At 59.2% G+C, this 426-nt stretch carries 1 other RNA gene; it reads left to right on the top strand.

Annotated elements, in window-relative coordinates:
• The first annotated feature begins 13 nt into the window (after nt 1-13).
• A non-coding RNA gene (locus M3180_RS22380) (RtT sRNA) lies at nt 14-145 on the top strand.
• The last annotated feature ends 281 nt before the right edge of the window (nt 146-426 follow it).

The following is a 426-nucleotide window of genomic DNA, read 5'->3' as shown; positions in this document are numbered from 1 at the left end:
CTACGATATTCTATATTCTGCCCCACGGGGAAGGATGAGAAGCTTCGACTAAGGTTCGACTCGAGCGAAGCGAGAGAACGTTGCCGCAGGCAACGGCCCGAAGGGCGAGGCGCTTTAGCGCCGAGTAATCCTTCCCCCACCACTGTTGCACTCTCTCAGCCACCGGTTCGGCTATCTCCTCGCTCGCGCTTCGCTTAGCGAGGCTACACATTCCTGCACTCTCTCAGCCACCTGTTCTGCTGTCTCATCGCTCGCGCTTCGCTTAGCGAGGCTACAAGTGGTGCCGTCTGGTAGCCCGGACAGGTGCGCAGCACCGCCTCCGGAAAAACTCACAGCGGTGGTAACCGCCTTTTTACCGGCGAGCTTTTCACCACCGAGGTGTTACACTGCGCATACTCCGCCAGACCGTCCAGCAGAGTATCCAGC

Source organism: Paenibacillus camelliae, assembly GCF_023715345.1.
GTDB classification, from domain to species: domain Bacteria; phylum Bacillota; class Bacilli; order Paenibacillales; family Paenibacillaceae; genus Pristimantibacillus; species Pristimantibacillus camelliae.
Note: the sequence above shows the minus strand (reverse complement) of the source record. Positions and strands in the feature narration are given on the sequence as shown.